This window comes from Aeromonas sp. 602396, assembly GCF_049173735.1.
GTDB classification, from domain to species: domain Bacteria; phylum Pseudomonadota; class Gammaproteobacteria; order Enterobacterales; family Aeromonadaceae; genus Aeromonas; species Aeromonas veronii_A.
Genome location: NZ_JAAKSD010000001.1, coordinates 322,173 through 337,960, shown reverse-complemented (window position 1 = coordinate 337,960; position 15,788 = coordinate 322,173). Strand labels below are relative to the sequence as shown.

Sequence of the window (15,788 nt, the reverse complement as noted above, 5' to 3'; positions counted from 1 at the left end):
ACCCAAGCCGCATCCCGACTGAGCAATAAAGAAGCAATCGGCATCTCTATGATAAAAAAGGAGTTGCACCCGTTTGGCCATGCTATTAGACTTCCTCCCCGTCAGCCGAGTCTGACTCCGTCGGTGTGTAGCGCAGCCAGGTAGCGCATCTGCATGGGGTGTAGAGGGTCGGAGGTTCGAATCCTCTCACACCGACCATTTTCCCCGAGAATAGCCCAGTCAAACGACTGGGCTATTTTTTTGCTTCCGATTTATCCTTCTGACGATGCCAGCTCACCAAGAACAAAAAACACCCAGAACCACTTGAATCTTTTTGCCGAACTCATTAAGATGCGCAACTTTCCGCCGGTAGACAACACAGGGAGGTGGAAACACGAGTGAAGGGATCACTGTCCGGCTTGCGTGCAACACAGGACCAGGCATGAACCAGAACACCGATTTCGCACCCGCCATTACACTTTATTCCGTTCCTCATGACACCCCTTGCCACACCGAAAGCGAAGACGAACAGGTCATCCAGCTGGATGTGATCGATCTGGCCGAACCGGATGATGACTATTGAGCCCGGCCAGATGGCCGCTCAATCACCAGCACATCGCCTGTTCAACGCACTCAGTTTCAGGCCCTTGGCGAGAAATCTGCAAAAAACGACAAACTGCTAATTCTATCAAGGATGGCAGTATTATTGACTAATGTGTCTCCCCCTTCCCTCTCCGGCATTCCCCCCGACAACTGATACAAACCTACGTTATTGCGCTTCACTTTCTATCGCTGCAACCGCTGGTGCCAACAGAGCCTGCATCACCACACCAAGTTTAAAACGCACGTTCACCAATCAGGTCTAGCATTAGCAAAACATTCATGACCACATTCAAACGCGCTTTATACGGCTGTTTTGGCACAGCCTGGAGTTAGGTCGGGATTTGTTTTTGCATTTGTAATTTTATTACGTAATAAGTTACAAAATGAGGGGCAGGGTAACGGCCCAAATTAGCCGTTGTCCGATGGGAAAAAGCAGGAGCATAACCATCTGCGTAGAGCTTTTACACCAACCAAATAAAACAATAAAAAACATCAACTTAACCATATCCAAAAAACAGGTGTTTAAAAAAAACTGTTGACGTACTCAACAATATTTCGCACCTTATCAATCGTGTTACCCCGTTGTTGCGGGAACGTTTCAGGAACAGGGATTCGACTTTAGTCGTAGTTAGTAAGTTCAAAATGTAATTCTCAAAGGAGTGAACCTTATGTCGGCACCGGCTCAGACCCACTGCAGCGCCCGCCTTCGCATCCAGGGCGAGATGCTACCCGAATACGCGCAAATTCTGACGCCGGACGCGGTGGCTCTGGTCTCCGAACTGGTGGAACGTTTTGCTCCCCAAAGAGGGGAATTGCTGAAACAACGTGTGGCACGCCAGGCCCGTATCGATGGCGGCGAGCTGCCGGACTTCCTGCCGGAAACCGCCCACATCCGTGAAGGTGACTGGACCATTCGCGGTATTCCCACCGACCTGCAAGACCGCCGTGTGGAGATCACCGGCCCGGTCGAGCGCAAGATGGTGATCAACGCCCTCAACGCCAACGTCAAGGTGTTCATGGCGGATTTCGAGGATTCACTGGCTCCCGCCTGGAATAAGGTGATCGAGGGCCAAATCAACCTGCGAGATGCGGTCAACGGCACCATCTCTTACACCAGTCCGGAAGGAAAGGCCTACACCCTGACCCACAATCCGGCGGTGCTCATCTGCCGGGTACGCGGTCTGCACCTGCCGGAAAAACATGTCACCTTCGATGGCGAGCCGATCCCCGGTGGCCTGTTCGATTTTGCTCTCTACTTCCTGCACAACTATCAGGCGCTGCTGGCCAAAGGCTCGGGCCCCTACTTCTACGTGCCCAAGTTGCAGAGCCATCTGGAAGGGCGCTGGTGGAGCGAAGTGTTCGCCTGGACCGAGGACAAGTTCGGTCTGCCCCGTGGCACCATCAAGGCCACCGTGCTGATTGAAACCCTGCCAGCCGTATTCGAGATGGATGAGCTGCTCTATCAGATGAAGGATCACATCGTTGCGCTGAACTGCGGCCGCTGGGACTACATCTTCAGCTATATCAAAACCTTGAAGAACCATCCGGATCGGGTACTGCCTGATCGTCAGGTGGTGACCATGGACAAGCCGTTCCTCTCCGCCTACTCGCGGCTGCTGATCAAGACCTGTCACAAGCGGGGTGCGCTGGCGATGGGTGGCATGGCCGCCTTTATTCCGGCCAAGGACGCTGCCGCCAACGAGCAGGTCTTCGCCAAGGTCAAGGCCGACAAGGAGCGCGAAGCCAACAACGGCCACGATGGTACCTGGGTCGCCCACCCTGGCCTAGCTGATACCGCCATGGCGGTGTTCAATGCCACCATTGCGGCTGGCGCCAAGAACCAGATCGGCGTGCTGCGCGAGCAGGATGCCCCCATCACCGCCACCGACCTGCTGGCCCCCTGTGAGGGCGAGCGCACCGAGGCGGGGATGCGCACCAATATCCGGGTTGCCCTGCAATATCTGGAGGCCTGGATCAACGGCAACGGCTGCGTGCCCATCTACGGTCTGATGGAAGATGCCGCCACCGCCGAGATCTCCCGCACCTCCATCTGGCAGTGGATACGCCACGGCAAGAGCCTGTCGAACGGCAAGGTGGTGACTAAGGAGCTGTTCCGCCAGATGCTGGCCGAGGAGCTGGAAGTGGTCAAAGCCGAGGTGGGCACAGCTCGCTGGCAGACAGGACGCTTTGCCGAGGCAAGAGATCTGATGGAAGAGATCACCTGCGCCGATACCCTGATCGATTTTCTGACGCTGCCCGGTTACGAGCGGCTCTGAATCACGGGCCCCCAGCGGGGCTCGCCAATAACAAGTCAATGGAAACGTGAAATCAATGAAAGAGGGAACTGATATGGCACTGACCCGTGAGCAACAGATCCAGGCTATCGAGAAAGACTGGGCGGAAAACCCCCGCTGGAAAGGGATCAAGCGCGGCTACAGCGCCGAAGATGTGGTGAACCTGCGCGGCAGCTTGCAGCCAGAGCACACCCTGGCCCAGCGCGGTGCCGACAAGCTGTGGGGTCTGATCCACGGCGACGCCAAGAAAGGCTACGTCAACTGCCTCGGCGCCCTGACCGGTGGTCAGGCAGTGCAGCAGGCCAAGGCGGGGATCGAGGCGATCTACCTCTCCGGCTGGCAGGTGGCGGCGGACAACAACTTGTCCTCCACCATGTATCCGGATCAGTCCCTCTACCCGGCCAACTCGGTACCGTCCGTGGTGGAGCGCATCAACAACTCCTTCGCCCGTGCCGACCAGATCCAGTGGGCCAACAAGGTAGGACCTCAGGATGAGGGCTTTATCGACTACTTCCTGCCGATCGTGGCTGATGCGGAAGCCGGTTTCGGCGGTGTGCTGAACGCCTTCGAACTGATGAAGGGGATGATTGAAGCCGGCGCCGCTGGCGTGCACTTCGAAGATCAGCTCGCTTCGGTCAAGAAGTGCGGTCATATGGGTGGCAAAGTGCTGGTACCGACTCAGGAAGCGGTGCAGAAGCTGGTTGCTGCCCGTCTGGCAGCCGATGTGTGCGGCACCACCACCCTGGTGATCGCCCGTACCGACGCCAACGCCGCTGACCTGTTGACCACCGACGCCGACCCGTACGATGCAGACTTCCTGACTGGTGAGCGCACTGCTGAAGGATTCTACAAGGTGCGTGCCGGTATCGATCAGGCCATCGCTCGCGGTCTGGCTTACGCCCCCTACGCCGACATGGTGTGGTGTGAAACCGCCAAGCCGGATCTGGACGAAGCGCGTAAATTTGCCGAAGCAATCAAGGCCAAGTTCCCGGATCGCATCCTGGCCTACAACTGCTCCCCGAGCTTCAACTGGAAGAAAAATCTGGACGATGCCACCATCGCCCGCTTCCAGCAGGAGCTCTCCGACATGGGCTACAAGTATCAGTTCATCACCCTCGCGGGTATCCACAACATGTGGTTCCACATGTACGAACTGGCCTACCAGTACGCCCGTGGCGAAGGGATGAAGCACTACGTCGAGATGGTGCAGGAGCCGGAATTTGCTGCCGCCAGCCGTGGCTACACCTTCGTGGCCCACCAGCAGGAGGTCGGTACCGGTTACTTCGACAAGGTGACTACCGTGATTCAGGGTGGCCAATCCTCGGTCACCGCGCTGACCGGCTCCACCGAAGAAGATCAGTTCCACTGATAGGCAGAACTCTTTGAGAGAGTCCTTGAGATAGCAAAACCCCGGCTTGATGCCGGGGTTTCTTTTTGAAAGGCCCTTCTCCCGAAGGGAGAAGGAACAAAGCTATAGAACCGGTTCACGGTTTGTGACGAGAGGTCGTCAGCAAGGTGAAGAGCAGCACATGAGCCTTGCTCACGGCCTCGCAGTAAGAACGTGGCCAGGTTCTCAGAGCTCGAGTATCTCTTTGACAAAGGGAATGGTCAGCTTGCGCTTGGCGCGAAATGAGGCGTTGTCGAGCTGATTGAGAGTGGTGAGCAGGGTTCGCATATCGCGGGAGAGTCGGTTGAGCAGGAAGCGGCCCACATCGATGGGCAATTTGAAGCCCCGCAGCTCGGCACGCAGCTGCAGGGCACTGAGCTTGCCTTCGTCATCCAGTTCTTCGAGATGGAAACTCACCCCCCAGTCAAGGCGCGAGGCGAGATCCGGCAGTTGCAGCCCCAGTTTGCGCGGTGCGCTGCAACCGGTGACCACCAACGTCCCCTCGCCCTTCTCCTGCCAGCGGTTGTAGAAATCGAATAGCGCCCGCTCCCACACGGCATTGCCGGCGATGGCCTCAAGGCTGTCGAGACAGACCAGCGGCAAGCTTTCGAGGGCATCGAGCATGCTGGGATCGAGCTGTTCAAATTGATCGAGGGAGAGATAGGCCGCCGCCGCATCGCGGGCGTTGACCTCGGCACAGGTGGCGTGGAGCAGATGAGAGCGTCCGGATCCCTTGGCTCCCCAGAAATAGAGGAAAGGTGATCCCTGACCGATGGCCGCGTTTTTGAGGGCGGTGATCAGATGAGCATTGGTGCCGGGATAAAAACTGACGAAGGTTTCATCATCCGGTAGTTGTACGGCTAAAGACAGTTGGGCCGGTTGCTTCACTCGTTGGGCTTTGACTGTGACATTTGTGGCTAAGTGTATCATCGCAAAGACAGATAGAGAACCGCCCGGGCAAGCCGGGCGGTCTACAAAAGCCTTATAAAATCAGGGCTGCGACCATTGGTAACGCAAACCGCTGCCATTATCGTCAACCTTGCGCAAACGACTCTCAAGCTGCAGCGCCCGTACCAGCTCGGCCAGATCTCCTTGCAGGGTAAAGTTGAAGGTGACCTGGTCCCCCTCCAGCTTGCCGATCGCCACCTTGCTGACGTTGGCCATCCCCTGCAGCATCTTCTGCACGGCGATCATGCTGTCCACTTCGGAGAGGCCATCTACCACCAGGGTCTGGCTGGTTGCCGGACCCGAGATACGGGCACCGTAGTTTTTCACCAGCCAGGCCGCTAGGGTATCAGCAAACCCTTGCGCCACTTCGGCCTGAGTGCCGGTGCTATTGCCACGGGTCAGCTCGGCCACTTCACCGGCCGCCTTGGGGCCGTAGAGTCCCCAATCGATGCTCCACTTGTCACCTTCTGGTGTCAGCTTGCCCAGCACCACCATCTCGGCGCCATAGCGCTGGCTTGCCTGCAAAATCGGGTCGGCAAAGCGTCCCCAGACGTCGGTGGCACTGACCGCCATGTTGTCATCGAGATCCATCAGCGGAATGCTGATGGGCAGCCCCAACGTCTGGGCCTGCTCGCGCAAGGCTTGCGCCCAACCATCGCTGGATTGATCCGCCAGCAGGCGACGCTCCCCCTGATCCACCACCAGCCAGATCGCCATCTGGGGACGCGCCGGGCCAAGCAGGGCAAACTGGCTCTCGGAGACCAGGCTGTTAACCTTGTCACTCTTGAACTCGGCTTTCAGATACTTGACGGAGTCCTGATCCTGATAACCATAGCTTTTGACATAGTCGCCCGGGGCCGCCAGCGCCTTGACCACCACCGGCTGGGTGAGGATGTCACGCTTGCCGGTCACCTTGATCAGCACCTGACCCAGTGCCTGCCCCTGAGCGGCCACCATGTCACCACTGGTCGGGGCCTTGCCCTGATAGAGGTCGGTCACCTGAGCGGCCGAAGCCATGAATGACAAGCCGCAGCAGAGGGCGGTCACAACACGTTTGAACATGAACAGAGTCTCGAAATGGGAGAGTGTGCTTATGGTAGCGGCAAGGCGCATCCTGCGGCAAGGCTGGCACAAGCGGCCACAAACAGCAGAGCCGGCGATGCGCCGGCTCCGATCACCCCTTCCACATGGGAAGCGGGTCAAGGCATAAACTTATTTGGTACCGAAGATCTTGTCGCCTGCATCGCCCAGACCCGGCACGATGTAGCCTTTCTCGTTCAGCCCCTGGTCGACAGAAGCGCAATAGAGCTCCACGTCAGGGTGAGCGGCTTCCAGCGCCTTGATCCCTTCCGGCGCGGCAACCAGTACCAGCACCTTGATGGATTGGCAGCCTTTCTTCTTCAGCAGATCGATGGTGGCGATCATGGAGCCGCCGGTGGCCAGCATCGGGTCAATGACCAGCGCCAGACGCTCTTCGATGTTGCTGACGATCTTCTCGAAATAGGGAACCGGTTGCAGGGTCTCTTCATCGCGGTAGATACCGACCACGCTGACGCGGGCGCTCGGCATGTGCTCCAGCACGCCATCCATCATGCCAAGGCCGGCACGCAGGATAGGTACGACGGTTACCTTCTTGCCTTTGATCTGGTCAACTTCTACTGGCCCATTCCAGCCATCGATGATAACCTTCTCGGTTTCGAAGTCAGAGGTCGCTTCATAGGTCAACAAACTGCCCACTTCTTTGGCCAGTTCACGGAAACGCTTGGTGCTGATATCGCCTTCACGCATCAGACCGATCTTGTGTTTGACCAAGGGGTGTTTGACTTCAACGACTTTCATTATTATCTCCTCTAACCTGCCGCAAAAAAATCGCGGAATCATACAACAAAAGCCGCCGCTTGTAGAGCATTTCCGCGCAAAAACGCGCAAACGATTTCCTTTCTGGTTTTTCACCGCCACTGTTAGAATACGCCCCGAATTTTACCCTCCACTTCTTTACATGACGGGGAATACTCGTGACTGACAAAACCTCACTGAGCTACAAGGATGCTGGCGTAGATATCGATGCCGGCAATGCACTGGTTGAACGTATCAAGGGCGTGTCAAAGCGCACTCGTCGTCCTGAAGTCCTTGGTGGTCTTGGCGGCTTTGGGGCCTTGTGTCAAATCCCTGCGGGCTACAAGGAGCCGGTACTGGTCTCCGGTACCGATGGTGTGGGCACCAAGCTGCGGCTGGCCATCGACCTGAAGAAGCACGACACCGTGGGCATCGATCTGGTGGCCATGTGCGTCAATGACCTGATCGTACAGGGCGCCGAGCCGCTGTTCTTCCTCGACTACTATGCAACCGGCAAGCTGGACGTGGACACCGCAGCCGCGGTGGTCACCGGGATCGGTGCCGGTTGCGAGCAATCAGGCTGTGCCCTGGTGGGCGGCGAGACCGCCGAGATGCCGGGTATGTATGAAGGGGAAGACTACGACATCGCCGGTTTCTGCGTCGGTGTGGTGGAGAAGAGCGAAATCATCGACGGCAGCAAGGTCGGTGAAGGGGATGCCCTGATCGCGCTGGCTGCCAGCGGCCCTCACTCCAACGGCTTCTCCCTGATCCGTAAAATTCTGGAAGTCTCCAAAGCCGACGTGCATCAGCCGCTGGGTGACCGCACCCTCGCAGATGCCTTGCTGGAGCCGACCCGCATCTATGTGAAACCTGTGCTCAAGCTCATCAAGGAGTGCGAGATCCACGCCCTCTCCCACATCACCGGCGGTGGCTTCTGGGAGAACATCCCCCGCGTATTGCCTGCCAATACTCAAGCGGTGATCGACGAGCAGAGCTGGCAGTGGCCGGCGGTGTTCAGCTGGCTGCAGCAGGCTGGCAACGTCACCCGTCACGAGATGTATCGCACCTTCAACTGCGGTGTCGGCATGATCATCGCCCTGCCCGCCAACCAGCTGGAGAAGGCGCTGACCCTGCTCAAGGCAGAAGGCGAGAACGCATGGCACATCGGTCATATCGCCAAGGCAGCAGACGGTGAGGAGCAGGTCGTCATCAAATGATGCGGATCCTCGTCCTAATCTCTGGCAGCGGCAGCAACCTGCAGGCGATCCTCGACCACTGCGCCAGCGGCAAGATTGCCGGTGAAGTGGCCGGCGTTATCAGCAACAAGGCCGATGCCTATGGTCTGGTTCGCGCCAAAGAAGCTGGCGTGGCGACCTCCATTCTGGCCCAGCAGCAGTTTGCCAGCCGGGAGGAGTATGACGCCGCCCTGCTGGCGCTGATGGCAGACTATCAGCCGGATCTGGTGGTGCTGGCCGGGTTTATGCGGATATTGAGCGGCGATCTGGTGCGCCATTTCGCCGGCAGGATGATCAATATCCACCCCTCCCTGCTGCCCAAGTATCAGGGCTTGCACACCCACCAGCGCGCCATAGATGCCGGTGACAGTGAACACGGCGCCAGTGTCCACTTCGTGACCGAAGAGCTGGATGGTGGCCCGGTTATCCTGCAGGCCCGCGTGCCCATCTTTGAAGGGGACACGGCGGACGAGGTAGCGGCACGGGTACAGGCGCAGGAGCACAGCATCTACCCGCTGGTGGTGCGCTGGTTCTGCGAAGGCAGGCTGCAGATGGTGGACGGCGCTGTGCAACTGGATGGCGCCCTGCTGGGCCCCGCTGGTTACGCCTGCGAGTAACCGCTAACAACTGCATGTCAGATACAACAGGGAGGCTTAAGCCTCCCTTGTCATTTCTACCTACCGCACGATGGCAGCGGTTAGGTCGGATTACTCGGCCAAGCGACCCTACACCGGATTGTCGATATCGATAAAGGTGACATCCAACCCGTGCACGGTCGCCAGCCACTCCCCCAGCGCCTTGACGCCGTAACGTTCGGTGGCGTGATGGCCAGCAGCGTAGAAGTGCATCCCCATCTCGCGGGCTGTGTGAATGGTCTGCTCGGAGGCTTCACCGGAGATAAAGGCATCGATGCCCTGCTCCGCCGCCAGATTGATGTAGCTCTGACCGCCGCCGGTGCACCAGGCCACGGAACGGATCAGCTCGGGGCCGCTGTCGCCACAGTGGAGCGGCTCACGACCAAGGCGCTCGGCAATCAGCTTGGCAAAGTCGGCGCCACTCATCAGCTCTTCCAGCTTACCCACCATGGCGACGCTCTTGCTATTCCACGGCTCCAGACCGCGACGCACCTTGATATCGAGCAGCTTGGCGAGCTGGGCGTTATTGCCCACCTCGGGATGGACATCCAGTGGCAGGTGGTAGGCAAACAGGTTGATATCGTGGACCAGCAGGGTCTTGATGCGGCGCTGCTTCATACCGGTGATCTGGGCCGGCTCACCGCTCCAGAAGTAGCCGTGGTGAACCAGAATGGCATCGGCATCGGCAGCCACGGCGGCATCGATGAGGGCTTGACTGGCGGTGACACCGGTCACCACCTTGCGAATGCGCTCGCGCCCCTCCACTTGCAGGCCATTGGGGCAGTAATCCTTGATGGCGTGGGGCTCAAGCAGGTGGTTCAGTACGGTTTCCAATTTTCGATGAGAGATCATAAGGGTCCCTTTATAACGGCGCGATTCCCTGTTTTACCAATAAAAACAAGGCCCCGGCTCAAAACGCCAAGGGCCCTATGATAATCGAGAGCCGTCATCAAGACCATGACGGTTCCCACACAGTGATACATCCCTCTATTGAGGCACCAGCCTGATTCAGGCGGGCAAGTCGATGCCGGCATCCCGCATCTGGGCCAACTTGTAGCGCAGAGTGCGCGGGCTGATCCCGAGCCGGTCGGCCACATCCTTGCGACTGCCGTTGCACTCTTGCAGGGTGTCGAGAATGATCTGGTGCTCCTGCTGCTTGAGCTCGCTGCCGAGGCGATCGCCGCCATAGCTGCGCTCCACGCTGACAAACTCCATCTCCTGCTCGTCCAGCTCTTCCAGAATGAGGTGGTCACAATCAATGACCCCGTCGGGGCTAAGGATCAGGGCACGCTGTACCACGTTATCCAGCTCCCGCACATTGCCGGGCCAGGGATGAGAGAGCAGCCGCTCGCGCGCCTGCGGCTCCAGCTGCGGGGTGGGCAGCCCTTGCTGGCTGGCATGGAGAGCCAGCAGGTGCTCCGCCAGCGGCAGAATGTCGCCGGGCCGCTCACTCAGGGCAGACCATCGCAGCGGGAAGACGTTGAGGCGATAGTAGAGATCTTCGCGGAACAGGCCATCCTGCACCGCTTTTTTCAAATCCCGGTTGCTGGTGGCGATAACTCGCACATCCAGCGGGATCATCTTGCGACTGCCGAGCCGCTCCACCTCTTTCTCCTGCAACACCCGCAGCAATTTGGCTTGCAGCCCCTGATCCATCTCGGTGATCTCGTCAAGCAGCAGGGTGCCCCCCTGCGCCTGCTCGAACTTGCCCGGGCACCCCTGTACCGCACCAGTGAAGGCTCCCTTCTCGTAGCCAAACAGGGTTGCCTCCAGCATGTTTTCCGGAATGGCGGCGCAGTTGATGGCGACGAAAGGCTGCTCGGCGCGGCTGGAGTTGTCGTGAATGTAACGGGCCAGCACCTCTTTACCCGTCCCGCTCGGGCCGGTCACCATCACGGTCGCTTCGCTTCTGGCCACCCGGGTCGCCAGCTGGAACAGCTCGGCAGTTTTGGGATCCCCGTAGACCACGGCACGTTTTTCCACCTTCTGAGCAGGCACATAGCGGCTGACCTGATTGAGCAGCACCTCCGGCGAAAAGGGCTTGGCCAGATAGTCGATGGCCCCTTCGCGCATGGCGCGCACCGCGCCGTCGATATTGGCGTAGGCGGTCATCAGCAACACAGGTATCTGCGGATATTGCTGGCGGATGGTAGCCAGCAGGGTGAGGCCGTCCATTCCCCCCATCTGGATATCGGAGATCACCATGTCAAACGGCTGACGGGAGAGAGCCAGCAGAGCCCGCTCGCCGCTGTCCGCTTCACGGCACTCATAACCGCCGAGCAAAAGGGTATCCACCAGCGCTTCGCGCAGGCCATTGTCATCTTCTACAACCAGGATCCGGGCCTGAGTCATGCTACACCTCCCACGACAGCCAACCTGGCCGCATTGATATGGCTCCCTCTCGGCCGGCACAGCTCCTTAACAAGGCTCATGCTGCACCTCCAAGTTGCACCTGCTGCTGATGCAGGGGGAACGACAGAGTAAAACAGGTGCCTTCACCGGGAACCGAGGCCACACCGACCTCCCCCTGATGGGCACGCACGACGGATTGCACCACCGCCAGCCCGAGCCCAGTGCCTTGGGAGCGGGTGGTAAAGAAGGGTTCGAATACCTGACCAAGCAGGTGAGAAGGGATCCCCTTGCCATTGTCGATGACACGCATCTCCACCCGGACACCACTGCGCACCGCGCTGACCAAGAGTGACGTGGCCCCCGCCTGCTGGGCATTGGCGATCAGGTTGTTGATGGCGCCCGCCAGTGCGCTGCTGTTGGCCAGCAGGCAGAGATCGGGCTCCGGCGCCTCCATGAGCAGTTCGCAGCCCTGTTGCTGACAGAAAGCCTCGGCACCAGCCTGCACTTCAGCCAGCAAGCCCTGTACCGAGATGGGGGTGACCACCTGATTGTCGCCATTGCGGGCAAACAGCAGGATGTCGTTGATCTGCTTCTCCAGATCCTGGAGGCGGGCCATCAGCTTTTGCTGAAACTGGCTGCGGGACTCCGGCTTGAGGGTACGGTTGGCCAGGTTGGCGGCATAGAGCATGGCGGCGGAGAGCGGAGTGCGGATCTGGTGGGCGAGCGAAGCCGCCATATTTCCCAGCGCCGACAGCCGCTTCATGTGGTTGATGCGATCCTGAAGCTTGCGGGTTTCAGTGAGGTCATTGATAAAGACCAGCTGGCCGCTCTGATCCGGCAGCGGCTGGGTAGAAAGCTGGACCCGTCGTCCATCGCGCAGGGAGATCTCGTGGCCATCATCCTCACGTGGTTCAAAACAGCGGGCAATGATGCGGCGCCAGAGCTCTCCTTCCAGCGGCTCCCCCAGCAGGGAGATGGCTGCCGGATTCGCGCGGGTGACCACCCCAGCCCCGTCAAGCAGCAACACCCCGGTGGGGAGCGCCTTGAAGATGGCATAGAGCTGGCTCACTTCGTGGGACTGGAGTGGCATGTCCTGCTGCTGGATCGTCATAAACCTGACCTCAAACTGGCTATTGGGTCAGGTCATTCAATTTCCATGCCACTAAAATATTTTAATTAAAACAATAGATTGCATGTTGGCGTCAAGGCTTTGACCCTTAAACGTCCTTGCTCATCCCGTACTTTTTCATCTTCTCTACCAGGGTGGTACGGCGCATGCCGAGCAGATCGGCGGCGCGGGCCACCACCCCGTCCTGCGACTCCAGCGCCTGGCGGATCAGCTCCACTTCAAGGTCGGCCAGCATCTCCTTGAGATTGACCCCCTCCTCCGGCAGTTGCATGGTGCGGGCAGAGGCGAGGGGGTGATCCAGCTCCGGCGGCTCCTGGAACACCGCCGCCAGCGCATCCCGCTCATCCATCTCGGTCAGCCGCTCATCCCGCGGCTCGCTCGGCAACAGACGATAACGACTCGGCAGATCCGCCACATCGACGATCTGTTGCGGGTAGAGGATAAGCAGCCGCTCCAGCAGGTTGGAAAGCTCGCGCACATTGCCCGGCCAGGGGTACTGCATCAGCGACTCCAGCGCCCGCTGGGTCAGACGGATCACACTGTGGTGCTGCTCCGCGTGACGGTTGAGCAACTCCTGCAGCAGCAGCGGAATGTCATCGATGCGATCCCGCAGTGGCGGGGTCTCAATGGGGAAGACGTTGAGGCGGTAGTAGAGATCTTCACGAAAACCCTGACTGCGGATCAATGCCTCCAGATCCCGATGGGTCGCCGCAATGATGCGCACATCGGCCTGAATGGGCTTGCCGCCACCGACCCTGTCGAACAGCCGCTCCTGCAATACCCGCAGCAGTTTGACCTGCATCGGCATCGGCATGTCGCCAATCTCGTCGAGGAACAGAGTGCCCCCCTGCGCCAGCTCGAAACGACCGCGACGAGCTGCGATGGCGCCGGTAAAGGCTCCCTTCTCGTGACCGAACAGTTCGCTCTCAAGCAACTCGGCAGGAATGGCACCACAGTTGATAGGCACAAAGGGGCCACTACTGCGGGCCGAGAGTTCGTGAATGGCACGGGCCACCACTTCTTTGCCGGTTCCCGATTCACCAAGGATCAGCACGTTGGCATCGGTCTCGGCCACCTGGCTGATGAGGCGGCGAACCTCCTGGATCCCCTTCCCTTTGCCCACCAGCAAACGCAGCAACGTCTGCCCCTTGTCGTGGGTCTGTTGACGGGGATGGAGAGAGACAAAAGCCTGACAGAAGTGCAGGTGACGAGTCAGCGACTCATAGGTAAAGGGGGCCTGGGCAACACCGATAAAGTTGCTGTTGGGCAGTTCCGCCTCAACCAGCGAGATAAAGGGGGTACGAGGGAAAGCGGCAAGTAACTCGGGCAAGGTGCGACCTGCCAGTTCACCCACCAGCACCCCTTGCAGTGGGCCAGAAGATTCGATGGCGACATCCAGGTCCCCTTCTGCGACATCCTGCCACAGGATCCCCATAAACGAGAGCACGGTTCCCAACTGCTGGCGCCGCTGCGCATCGGCATCAACAATCAACACGCCCATCTCCACCATATCCATCCCTCGCGATATCCTGAACTAACTTATTGTTTTATTTAGTAATAAAACAGCTACTGACCGTCTTTTTGCAGGCACACAAAGTGCCAAAAAACCGACACATTGTCAAAAATTGTCGTATTCAGGCTAAGTGTATCGATAGAAACGGGAGATTAGATAAATTTTGCCGAGGAATTTTCTGCATTGGCGCCGCTAGCAAACGCCGCCAATGGCGGAAAGAAAACTGCCCTCGTCAGAGGGCAGCATGCAGCACGGTCAGATGAACTCAGTGGCTGTGGTGGTGATGCGGCGCCGCATAACGACACTCGGGAAAACGACTACAGGCCAGGAAGAGTCGACCGGCGTGGGGGCCTTTTTTCGCCTCCCGCTCCACCAGCGGCGCATCGCAGCGGGGGCAGTGGTGTACCTCGTGCTCCTCGTCCTCCTCTACATCGGCGAACAAGCCATCGATCAGCTCCCCCTCACTCTGTGGCGCCTCCACCATCCCCTCGGGCTGGATGGCGGGCTCGCGGAGCGACGCAGGCGAGATAGCCTCGGCATGGGCAGTGCGACCACGCATCCCGGCACCGACATCCACGCCGTCCAGCAACAGAGGGTTGAAGGTGGGCTCGCGGCGCGCCCCGTGCGGCAGATCGTCGATCAACGGTTCGCTGGTTTTGACCAGCAGCGGCAGGATCTGTTCGCGCAGCTCTTCCACCAGATAGCTGGCACTTGCCGGGATCTGTAGCAAGGGCAGACCGGCGCTGTCGCAGGCGGTTTTCAGAAAGAGATCCCGCGCCTTGCGCTTCTGATGGCGGTGGGAGCTGTCATCGAGTTCGATGGCACAGATAAAGGAGAGATCAGAAGGGTGGCAAAGCAGATAGTCGAAATGCTTGGCGCTGATCTTGTTGAAGTGCTGCTGCCATTTGCTCTTGCCGATCCCGGCCTGCGGCGTCAGCACATCGGCCACTCTTACCTTGGCAAAGACCCGGGCCTTGTCACCCACCGCCAGATCCAGCACCCCGAGAAAGGATCGTTCGGCGGGACTGAACAGGGTCTCCTGCACATCATAGGGCAGGCGCTTTTGCTGTCTGCCTCTGCTCCAGAAGATCGCCAGCACAAGCAGCGCCAGCAACAACAATCCCGATAGGACAAGGGTATTCATGAGAGCACGATCCAGTTCACGACACGAAAGGGGAATCACTTTACCACAGCCGCCACGAAGCAAGGCAGCAGACCCGTGTATAGAAAGTGAAAAGTCCCGTCTTTTTATCTATTTGTCAGCAGGCGGGGGTTCATATGACCAGTTCCAGCAGGCACAATAGGGATAGAGCAAGAAATCCCATTTCAAGGAGAAGAGCAGGATGCAAAAGCAATTGGTGGTCACCGTGATCGGTGCAGACAAACCCGGGATCGTCGAGAGTCTGGCAGCTGTCATCAGCCGCGAACAGGGTAACTGGCTGGGCAGCGCCATGAGCGAACTGGCGGGCCAGTTTGCCGGTATCCTCCATGTCTCTGTCCCCGATGAGCACTATCGCAGCCTGTGCGAAGCACTGGCCCTGCTACCGGGTCTGACCATCAGCTTTGCCGAAGGGACACCGACCACCGAGCCAGCCCATCAAGTCATGATGACAGTGACCGGCAACGACCGCCCCGGTATCGTCCACGAAGTTGCCAGCATCCTGCGCCAGCTCGAGATCAACGTGGCCGATCTCACCACTGGCTGTGAACCGGCGCCCCACTCCGGCGCCCCGCTCTTCTATGCCCATGCGCTGGTTGCACTGCCCGACGGGCTCGCGATGGATACGCTTATCACCGCGCTGGAATCCCTCTCCGATGATCTGGTGGTCGACATCGACGAAGCGTTCAGCGAGCAGTAACAATACTGTCATTTATTT

Annotated in this window: 14 protein-coding genes and 1 tRNA gene; 7 read left to right on the top strand and 8 right to left on the bottom strand. The window is 58.9% G+C overall.

Annotated elements, in window-relative coordinates:
• The first annotated feature begins 121 nt into the window (after positions 1-121).
• The 4 genes from G5229_RS01490 (at position 122) to aceA (ending at position 4,245) form a co-directional block, all read left to right on the top strand.
• Positions 122-198 (top strand) — tRNA-Pro (locus G5229_RS01490).
• A 223-nt stretch (positions 199-421) separates the two neighbouring features.
• Complete coding sequence (locus G5229_RS01485; RefSeq protein WP_421204665.1) at positions 422-562, top strand: hypothetical protein; 141 nt, start codon at positions 422-424, stop codon at positions 560-562.
• Positions 563-1,250: 688 nt separating this feature from the next.
• On the top strand, positions 1,251-2,858 hold the full coding sequence (gene aceB, locus G5229_RS01480) for a malate synthase A (protein ID WP_421208160.1): 1,608 nt from the start codon (positions 1,251-1,253) through the stop codon (positions 2,856-2,858).
• Positions 2,859-2,931: 73 nt separating this feature from the next.
• Positions 2,932-4,245 carry an isocitrate lyase gene (aceA, locus tag G5229_RS01475; RefSeq protein WP_421204663.1) on the top strand — a complete coding sequence of 438 codons (1,314 nt, stop codon included), beginning with the start codon at positions 2,932-2,934 and terminating at the stop codon, positions 4,243-4,245.
• A gap of 204 nt (positions 4,246-4,449) precedes the next feature.
• Here the strand turns inward: aceA and hda are convergent, their stop codons facing one another.
• The 3 genes from hda to upp all read right to left on the bottom strand — a co-directional run bounded on the left by hda (position 4,450) and on the right by upp (position 7,050).
• The gene (gene hda / locus G5229_RS01470; RefSeq protein WP_021231044.1) at positions 4,450-5,151 is read right to left on the bottom strand and encodes a DnaA inactivator Hda; all 702 of its coding nucleotides are present in this window, start codon (positions 5,149-5,151) and stop codon (positions 4,450-4,452) included.
• A 102-nt stretch (positions 5,152-5,253) separates the two neighbouring features.
• Positions 5,254-6,273 (bottom strand): DUF2066 domain-containing protein, encoded by a 1,020-nt coding sequence (locus G5229_RS01465; RefSeq protein WP_421204662.1) that lies wholly within the window; start codon positions 6,271-6,273, stop codon positions 5,254-5,256.
• Positions 6,274-6,423: 150 nt separating this feature from the next.
• Positions 6,424-7,050, bottom strand: a complete 627-nt coding sequence (gene upp, locus G5229_RS01460; RefSeq protein ID WP_005334115.1) for a uracil phosphoribosyltransferase — start codon at positions 7,048-7,050, stop codon at positions 6,424-6,426.
• Positions 7,051-7,226: 176 nt separating this feature from the next.
• Between upp and purM the strand changes: the two genes are divergently transcribed.
• Together purM and purN are read left to right on the top strand one after the other, a co-directional pair.
• Entirely contained in the window at positions 7,227-8,264 is a 1,038-nt protein-coding gene (purM, locus tag G5229_RS01455; protein WP_042080181.1) for a phosphoribosylformylglycinamidine cyclo-ligase, read from the top strand.
• On the top strand, positions 8,261-8,899 hold the full coding sequence (purN, locus tag G5229_RS01450) for a phosphoribosylglycinamide formyltransferase (RefSeq protein ID WP_338711386.1): 639 nt from the start codon (positions 8,261-8,263) through the stop codon (positions 8,897-8,899). Before purM ends, purN begins: the two co-directional genes overlap by 4 nt.
• A 108-nt stretch (positions 8,900-9,007) precedes the next feature.
• On the opposite strand, the gene G5229_RS01445 is transcribed toward purN, so the two are convergent.
• From G5229_RS01445 to G5229_RS01425, 5 genes are all read right to left on the bottom strand, one after another.
• Complete coding sequence (locus G5229_RS01445; RefSeq protein WP_421208158.1) at positions 9,008-9,769, bottom strand: Nif3-like dinuclear metal center hexameric protein; 762 nt, start codon at positions 9,767-9,769, stop codon at positions 9,008-9,010.
• A gap of 156 nt (positions 9,770-9,925) precedes the next feature.
• On the bottom strand, positions 9,926-11,269 hold the full coding sequence (locus G5229_RS01440; RefSeq protein WP_421208156.1) for a sigma-54-dependent transcriptional regulator: 1,344 nt from the start codon (positions 11,267-11,269) through the stop codon (positions 9,926-9,928).
• A 76-nt stretch (positions 11,270-11,345) separates the two neighbouring features.
• Positions 11,346-12,380, bottom strand: coding sequence for a sensor histidine kinase (locus G5229_RS01435; RefSeq protein ID WP_421208154.1), 1,035 nt, complete (start codon positions 12,378-12,380; stop codon positions 11,346-11,348).
• 106 nt (positions 12,381-12,486) lie between these two features.
• Positions 12,487-13,908, bottom strand: coding sequence for a sigma-54 dependent transcriptional regulator (locus G5229_RS01430; protein ID WP_266133996.1), 1,422 nt, complete (start codon positions 13,906-13,908; stop codon positions 12,487-12,489).
• A gap of 268 nt (positions 13,909-14,176) precedes the next feature.
• Positions 14,177-15,055 (bottom strand): DUF2726 domain-containing protein, encoded by an 879-nt coding sequence (locus G5229_RS01425; protein WP_421208152.1) that lies wholly within the window; start codon positions 15,053-15,055, stop codon positions 14,177-14,179.
• 199 nt (positions 15,056-15,254) lie between these two features.
• On the opposite strand from G5229_RS01425, the gene G5229_RS01420 reads away from it, so the two are divergent.
• Positions 15,255-15,770: a glycine cleavage system protein R gene (locus G5229_RS01420; RefSeq protein WP_005350673.1), complete on the top strand. Its 516-nt coding sequence runs from the start codon at positions 15,255-15,257 to the stop codon at positions 15,768-15,770.
• The last annotated feature ends 18 nt before the right edge of the window (positions 15,771-15,788 follow it).